At 71.6% G+C, this 7,711-nt stretch carries 6 protein-coding genes; 1 reads left to right on the plus strand and 5 read right to left on the minus strand.

Translation table 11 applies throughout. From position 1 onward, the window contains the following. Positions 1-7: 7 nt before the first annotated feature. Positions 8-649, minus strand: coding sequence for an NUDIX domain-containing protein (locus IBX53_RS13130; protein WP_290909960.1), 642 nt, complete (start codon positions 647-649; stop codon positions 8-10). Positions 650-828: 179 nt separating this feature from the next. On the opposite strand from IBX53_RS13130, the gene greB reads away from it, so the two are divergent. Further along, positions 829-1,368: a transcription elongation factor GreB gene (gene greB / locus IBX53_RS13135; RefSeq protein WP_290909962.1), complete on the plus strand. Its 540-nt coding sequence runs from the start codon at positions 829-831 to the stop codon at positions 1,366-1,368. Here the strand turns inward: greB and IBX53_RS13140 are convergent. The 4 genes from IBX53_RS13140 to IBX53_RS13155 all read right to left on the minus strand — a co-directional run. Next, positions 1,334-2,428, minus strand: a complete 1,095-nt coding sequence (locus IBX53_RS13140; RefSeq protein WP_290909964.1) for a class I SAM-dependent methyltransferase — start codon at positions 2,426-2,428, stop codon at positions 1,334-1,336. The two genes, greB and IBX53_RS13140, sit on opposite strands and share 35 nt — an antisense overlap. After that, positions 2,425-3,264 carry a methyltransferase domain-containing protein gene (locus IBX53_RS13145; RefSeq protein ID WP_290909967.1) on the minus strand — a complete coding sequence of 280 codons (840 nt, stop codon included), beginning with the start codon at positions 3,262-3,264 and terminating at the stop codon, positions 2,425-2,427. Before IBX53_RS13145 ends, IBX53_RS13140 begins: the two co-directional genes overlap by 4 nt. A gap of 41 nt (positions 3,265-3,305) precedes the next feature. Further along, positions 3,306-4,811 (minus strand): amidase, encoded by a 1,506-nt coding sequence (locus tag IBX53_RS13150; RefSeq protein ID WP_290909969.1) that lies wholly within the window; start codon positions 4,809-4,811, stop codon positions 3,306-3,308. A 47-nt stretch (positions 4,812-4,858) separates the two neighbouring features. Beyond that, positions 4,859-7,711: efflux RND transporter permease subunit (locus IBX53_RS13155; RefSeq protein WP_290909971.1), on the minus strand; the 2,853-nt coding region annotated here is incomplete at its 5' end.

Consider the following 7,711-nt stretch of genomic DNA (forward strand, 5'->3'; position numbering starts at 1 on the left):
TCACGAACTATCTCCTCGCTCGCAGTGAGGCCCGCTCGGCCGCCAGCCAGTGGAGGGCGATCAGGCACATGGCATTGTCGAGTCGTCCGGCCTGCAGGAGTTCCCAGGCCCTGACAAACGGTAGCACATGCACGCGAATGTCCTCGTGCTCCTCGTCGAGGCCGTGCACGCCGCCCAGGCCCTCACTGTCCACCAGGCCGCAGAACAGGGTGACCCGCTCGTCACAGGCGCCGGGGCTCGGGTAGTAGGCATGCAGCTCGATCAGTTCGCCCACGGATGCGCCGGCCTCCTCCATGGCTTCGCGGCGGGCCACCTCGGCGGGCAACTCGCCCCGCTCCACCAGACCGGCCACCACCTCGAGCTTCCAGGGCGAGACGGGGTCGTCCAGGGCACCGGCGCGGAACTGCTCCACCAGCACCACGGCATCGCGTTCCACGTCGTAGAGCAGCACGCCTACTGCGTCGTGGCGGCGGTGCACCTCGCGAGTCATGGTGCCGCTCCAGCCGCCCTCGAAGAGGCGGTGGCGCAGCTGCAACGCCTCCAGGCGAAAGAAGCCCTGATGCAGACAGCGCCGCTCCAGCAGCTCCACATCGGCGGCGGTGAAGGGCGCCGCCGCGGCCAGGTCCGGGACCTCTGGCGAGTCACTCATGGCGGTCTCCGCTTGGGCAAAGCACTCATTATCGTGACCGGGGACGGGAATGCCAACCTGGGGGTGACCGGATCTTCCAGGCGTGGGCAGTGGCCAGCAGTCGATGTCCGCGACGGCACTTGGCCCTGTCGCCCGCTTGGCGTATGTTCGCCGCCAGAGCCACGCCACCGAGGTGCTGCATGAAAGGCCGCAACATGACCCGCTGGCGCGACCCCGCCAAGGACCCGCGCCAGGAACCCAAGAGCCACCTGATCACCGCCGAGGGCGCCGAGCGGCTGCGCGGCATCCTTGACCACCTCTCCCGGGTCAAGCGCCCCGCCCTGTCCGCCAAGGTGGGCGAGGCGGCCGCTCTGGGCGACCGCTCGGAGAACGCGGACTACACCTACAACAAGAAGGAACTCAACCGGGTGATCGCTCGGATTCGCTACCTGACCAGGCGGCTCGACGAGCTCACGGTGGTGGACCGCCTGCCGGCGGACACCGGCAAGGTCTATTTCGGCGCTTTCGTGACCCTGGAGGATGACGACGGCGAGGAGATGGCGATACGCATCGTCGGCCACGACGAGATCGACCCGGCGAAGCGCTGGATCAGCGTCGACTCGCCCCTGGCCAGGGCGCTGCTCGGCAAGCCCCTGGACGAGGAGGTGACGGTGGCTGCCCCCGGCGGGGAGACCACCTACGTGATCACCGAGATCGCCTATCGCGATCCGGGGAAATAGCCCGGTAGACCCGGAAGCGGCGGTCGTCGGCGAGGATCTCGAAGCCGCCGAAGGCGCGTTCGAGCCGATCCGGATAGGGCAGGAAGGCGTTGGCCACCAGCAGCAGCTGGCCGCCGGGCTTCAGGTGCGCCGGCGCCTCGAGAATCAACCGCGCCGCGGGGCCGTAGTCGATGGCGCGCTCCTGGTGGAAGGGCGGGTTGCTGACGATGGCGTCGAAGGTACGCCCCGCCAGCGCCGAATAGACGTCGCTTTCCAGTACCTCTCCCGACAGGGCCTCGCCGGCCAGGCCATTGGCCGCCAGGCTGCGCCGGGTCGCCTCTACCGCGAAGGCGTTGACGTCCACCGCCGTGACCGCCGCCCCGCGGCGCGCCAGCCAGGCGGCCAGGATACCGTCACCGCAGCCCATATCTAAAACATCGCCCAGAACATCGCCCAGGACATCGCCAGACATATTGGACAGCGTCTCCAGCAGCAGCCGGGTGCCGTCGTCCAGCTTGCCGTGGCCGAACACCCCGGGGTGGCTGGCAAGCGTCAGCCTCTCCTCCCCAAGCTCGACCTCGAAGCGGGTCCAGGCAGCGTCCGGGGCGATCGCCACCCGGCCAAGCCGCGTCTCGAACAGCGAGCAGCGCCGGGCGCTGTCGCGCTTGCGACAGCCAAGCCCCAGCGCCGCCAGCACCTTGAGCACCCGCTTGATGCCGCCCTGGTTCTCCCCCACCAGCTGCAGCGGCGTGCCCTCGGGCAGGGTGGCGCAGAGCCACAGCAGCCACCACTCGCCCAGGGCGTGGCTCTTGGGCCAGAACAGCACCGCCCCGGGCGGCGTGCCTTCGCCAACCCCAGGCGGTATCTCGAAGGGCGAGGCGGCAGGCCGCCCGGCGGCCTGCCAGGCGGCGCGCACGGAAAGGTCGGCGCTGATCGCCGCGCCCTGCCCCCCTTCCAGCCAGGGATCCCGGGGCGGCGCCACCCACCACCAGCCGCGGTAGTCGTCGGCCTGGCGCGCCAGTAGCTGGCAGGCCGGAGTCTCTGCCCGGCTGGTCCCGGAGCGGTGGGTCTCGACGTTCATGAACCGGGCTCCTCTGCCGGCGGGTGTGGGGTATCGGGGCGCACCAGGGTGTAGAGCAGGTAGCGCCCCAGACGCCAGTGGGGCTCGACCCGGCAGTAGCGCCACTCGAGTGCCAGCAGCGCCTCGCGGTCGGCGTCGCTCGTGGGGGGCCGGCGCAGGTAGTCGTGGAAGACACGCACCCCCGCCACGGCGCGGACCTCCAGGCCCAGCTCGGCGCTCCAGGCGATGATCTGGGCATGGGTCAGCGGCGAGATCGGCGTCAGCCGCCGACGCAGCCCCTTGCCCGCCAGGCGGTCGGCCAGGGCCTTCTCCAGGTTGCCCTTGACCACGTTGGAGAAGCGCAGCGCATCACGGTTGAAGACCATCAGCGAGAGCTGCCCGCCCGGCGCCAGCCGGTCGGCCAGGGTCGCCAGGGCGGCGCGGGGGTCGGCCAGCCACTCCAGCACCGCGTGGCAGGCGATCAGCGGCCAGGGGCCGGGGGCCACCTCGGGCAGCGACTGCAGCGGCGCCTGGACGAAGGTCACAGGCCTGCCCGACAGGGACTCCCTGGCGCGCGCCAGCATCTCACCAGAGGGCTCGACCAGAGTCACGGCGTGGCCACGGGCGGCGAACCAGCCCGCCAGCTGGCCAAGGCCGCCGCCCACGTCGAGCACCGGCTGGCCATGCAGCGCGAGCAGCTCCGGCAGCAGGCGGTCGAGCAGCGCCAGGCGCAGCTCGCCGCGCGGCCCGCCGTAGAGGCTCGCGGCGAACTTCTCGGCCAGGCCGTCGAAGTGGCGGTCGCCCGCGGCGGACAGAGGAGAAACAGGGGGCGGCGAGGTATCGGGGGGCTTGGGCATGGGGCACACGTCGGCGAAGTCGCCGAACATTCTACCTGAACTTAACGGCCTGGCGGCCGCGGCAGATGGTGGCCCCAGTCGACCTCGGCCTCCAGCTGGGCGGCCAGCGCCAGCAGGCGGTGCTCGTCCCCCATGGGGCCGAGCACCTGCACGCCCACCGGCAGCCCCTCGGGGGTGACATGCAGCGGCAGCGACATGGCCGGCTGGCCGGTGAGGTTGGCCAGCTGGGTGTAGGGGGTCATGCGCAGCGAGTCGGCGGCCAGGCGCTTGAGCATGCCTGCCTTTAGCGCCAGTCGAGAGATGCCGGGAATCGCCAGCAGTGACATCAGCCGCTCCCGAGCCGCCGACGGATAGAGCTCGCCACGGCGCGGGGCCGGGGTGGCGGCCACCGGCATCAGCAGCACATCGAAGCGTCGATGGAAGGCGGCCATGTCGCGGGCCGCGCGGTTCCAGAAGCGCTTGGCGGCCTCATAGTCACGGGCCGGCAGGCAGCGTCCCAGGCGGCCGATGGCCCGGGTGGCCGGCTCGATATCCAGCCGTGACACCGGCACGTCGGTCTGCTCGCTCACCCAGGCGAGATCCGCCGCCAGGTGGCCCAGGTAGAGGGTGAGGTAGCTGTCGGCGAGCGCCCCGCCGTCCACCGGCGGGTCGGCCCACTCCAGGTGGTGGCCCAGCCCCTCGAGGCGACAGGCGGCCTGCTCCACCGCCAGGCGAACCTCCGGGTCGAGGCGAGTGCCCAGCGGTGCGCCCAGGGGCTCCCCCAGCGACACCGCCACCCGCAGCGCCTCGGGCGGCCGCGTGAGAGCGTCGAGGAAGCCTGTTTCCCGGGGCAGCGGCCAGGGGCTGCCCTCGTCCATGCCGTTGATGGCATCGAGCAGGGCGGCGCTGTCGCGCACGCTGCGGGTCAAGGCGTGCTCCACCACCGCCCCCTGCCACACCTCGCCGAACATGGGGCCCAGCGGCACCCGCCCGCGGGAGGGCTTGAGCCCGAACAGTCCGCAGTGGCTGGCCGGGATGCGGATCGAGCCACCGCCGTCACCGGCCAGCGCCAGGGGCACCAGGCCGCCGGCCACCGCGGCGGCCGACCCGCCGCTGGAGCCGCCGGGCGAGTGCTCGGGCGCCCAGGGGTTGACCGGGTGGGGAAAGGCCCGGGGCTCGGTGATGCCCATCAGCCCCAGCTCCGGGGTGGCGGTCTGGCCGAGGATCGAGAGGCCGGCCTGGCGCAGTCGGGTCACCAGGCTCGAGTCCTCGGGGGCACGCCACTCGGCCATGGCGGCGCTGCCGAAGGCCAGCGGCTCGCCGCCGATGGCCATCAGCAGGTCCTTGGTGAGGGTCGGCACCCCGGCGAAGGGCGCCGCCGGATCGACGCCTCGCCCCTCCTCGCGGGCCTGCTCGAAGCGGGTGCGCACCACCGCCCCCAGCGTCGGATTGTCGGCCTCGATGGCCGCGCAGGCGGCGGCGAACACCTCATCCCGGCTCACCTCGCCCGAACGAATCAACGCCGCCAGCCCCAGCCCGTCATGGGCGCGATAGTCACGAACGTCCATCTCATGCCTCCCCTGCGCGGTTCAGTCACTCCCGATGCCGTTCCAGCCTAGCCCTCCGCGTCCGCCGATGCCACGGGCCGGCGCCGGGCCAGCCGCTCGCGGCCGTGCTCCAGCCAGGAGAGCAGCGCCGGGGTGACCAGCAGCACCAGAAACGTCGAGCCGCCCAGGCCGAAGGCGATGGAGGTCGCCATGGGAATCAGGAACTGCGCCTGCAGCGAGGTCTCGAAGAGCAGCGGGAGAAGCCCGCCGATGGTGGTCAGCGAGGTGAGCAGCACCGCCCTCACCCGCTGCACCACCGCCTCGTTGAGTGCCTCGTCGATGGCAAGCCCCCGATCGCGCTGCTCACGATAGAAGCTGACCAGGATGATGGCATTGTTGACGACGATGCCGGAGAGCCCGAACAGACCGAACAGCGAGAGGACGGTCAGGTCGATGCCCAGCGCCCAGTGGCCCAGCAGCGCCCCCACCAGCGAGAAGGGGATGATCGCCATGACGATCAGCGGCAGGCTCCAGGAGGCGAACACCCAGGTCAGCACCCCGTACATCAGCCCGACCCCCACCAGCAGCCCCATGCGCATGTCGGCCAGGGTCTCGCGCTGGTCGGCGGCGCGCCCCTCGAAGCTGTAGTGCAGGTGGTGGTCCCGGGCCAGGGCCGGCAGGAGCTCCGCCGAGAGGCTCTCCAGCACCTGCTCCGCCGAGGTCACGGAGGTATCGAGCTCGGCGCTCACCTCCACCGCCAGCTGGCCATCGGCGTGGCGCAGCGCCTCGAAGCCCTGGCGGTGGTCGAGCTCCATCACCTGGGAAAGCGGCACCTGGCGACCGTCCGGCAGGCTCACCGCCAGCCCGGAGAGAGTGGCGAGCCGTTCGCGCTGTTCGCGGGGCAGCTGTACCCGCACCTCGACCTCGTCGGCGCCCGACTGGTGGATCTGCACGACCCTGCCGTCGAAGGCGGTGCGCAACTGGCGGCCCAGCTCGGCGGTGGTCAGGCCCAGCGCCTCGCCGAAGGCGTTGACCCGGTAGACCAGCTGCTCGCGGCCCCAGGGCATGTCGTCCTCGGTGTCGATCACCCCGGAGAGCCCCGCCATGGCCTGGGACAGGGTATCGGCGGCCAGGCGCAGCGCGAGGGCATCCTCGCCGGTCAGGCGCACGTTGACATCGCGCCCCGGCGGGCCGGCGGCGCGCTCATTGATGTTCAGCGAATCGAGGCCTGCGGGTTCGCGGATGCGCTCGCGCCAGGCGCGGATGAAGGCGGCGTTGCGGACCTCGCGGTGATCCGGCGAGATCAGCTCGATCATCAGCGAGCCCACCTCGTCGGCGCTGCGCCCGGGAGAGCCACCCTCCTGAGTGGTGCCGTAGCGCGACACCGCCAGCCTCACCAGGTCACCGCCCAGGGCGCTGTCGGTCTCCTCCAGGGTCGCCTGGAGATGGTCGACGAACTCCGCCACCCGGGCCCGATCGGTGCCGGCCACGAAGCTGGCGTTGGCATAGACCACGCTGGACTCCGGGGCCGGGAAGAAGTTGAAACCGAGGCGTCCGCCGGCCAGCAGCCCCGCGGTGACCAGGGTGACCGCCAGGGCGCCGGCCACCGTGGCGCCGCGATGGCGCAGGGTCAGCGCCGAGAAGCGCCGGAAGGGCCCCTCGCGAAAGGCCTCGAAGCGATATTCGAAGCCCTCGCGCAGCCGGGCGATGCCGCGGGGCGGTCGCGCCGGTGGCTTGCCCGGCACGAAGGCGTTGCGCAGGTGGGCCGGCAGCACCACGAAGCACTCCAGCAGCGAGGCGATCAGCACGCAGATCATGATCACCGGGATATCACCGAGGATATTGCCGATCACCCCGCCCACCATCAGCAGCGGCATGAAGGCCGCCACCGTGGTCAGCGAGGAGGCCACCACCGGCCACAGCATGCGTCGCGCCGCCCCCGCCGAGGCGTGTCTCGGCGCCTCGCCCAGGCGGTGGTGGGCGTCGGCGTCCTCGCCCACCACGATGGCGTCGTCGACGATCACCCCAAGCGCCATGATCAGCGCGAACAGCGACATCATGTTGATGGAGCCGCCGATGCCCCAGAAGACCCCCAGCGCCGCCATGAAGGCGGTGGGAATGCCGATCGCTACCCACAGCGCCACCCGGGCCGGCAGGAAGAAGTAGAGCAGGATCACCACCAGCAGCAGGCCGCTGGCGCCGTTGACCAGCAGCAGCGAGATGCGGTCGTCGATCAGCTGCCAGGACTCGTCATAGACCTCGAGCTCGACGCTCTCCGGCAGGGTCGGGCGCGTTTCCTCGAGCCACGCCTCCAGCACCCGGGCGGCGGCCAGGGAGTTGCCCGTCTCGGCGCGCTGCAGCACCAGCTCCGCCGCCGGGCGTCCGCCATGGGCGAGCTCCACCTGCCCCTCCCTTGGCTCCTGGCGAACGGTGGCGATGTCCCCCAGGCGCAGTTGCACCCGGTCGCCGCTGAGAATCGGCAGATCCTCGAAGCCCAGGGCGTCGCGGCGCTGCTGCAGCGAGCGCAGCTCCCGGGCGCTGTCGCGCTGGCCCAGCAGCCCCGCCGGCAGGTCCCGGGACATGCCCTCCACCCGGGCGGCAATATCGCCAAGGGAGAGCCCCAGGCCCTGCAGCCGTTCCGCCGGCACCTCGATGGTGATCTGCTGGGCCGGCAGTCCGGTGATCTCGACCCGGTCGATGCCAGCGAACAGCAGCTCGTCCTCGAAGCGCTGGGCCAGCTGGCGCAGCTCATGGGGGGCCAGGTCGCCATGCACCAGCAGCCGGGCCACCGGTTCGTAGCGGGCCAGCCGGGAGACTTCCGGCGTCTCGGCGTCCGCCGGCAGGTTGGTGAAGCTGTCCACCTGCTGGCGCACGTCATCCAGGGCCAGCACCGGGTCGCTGCCCTCGACGAACTCCAGGGT

The organism is Halomonas sp. (genome assembly GCF_014859505.1).
Taxonomy (GTDB): Bacteria; Pseudomonadota; Gammaproteobacteria; order Pseudomonadales; family Halomonadaceae; genus Halomonas.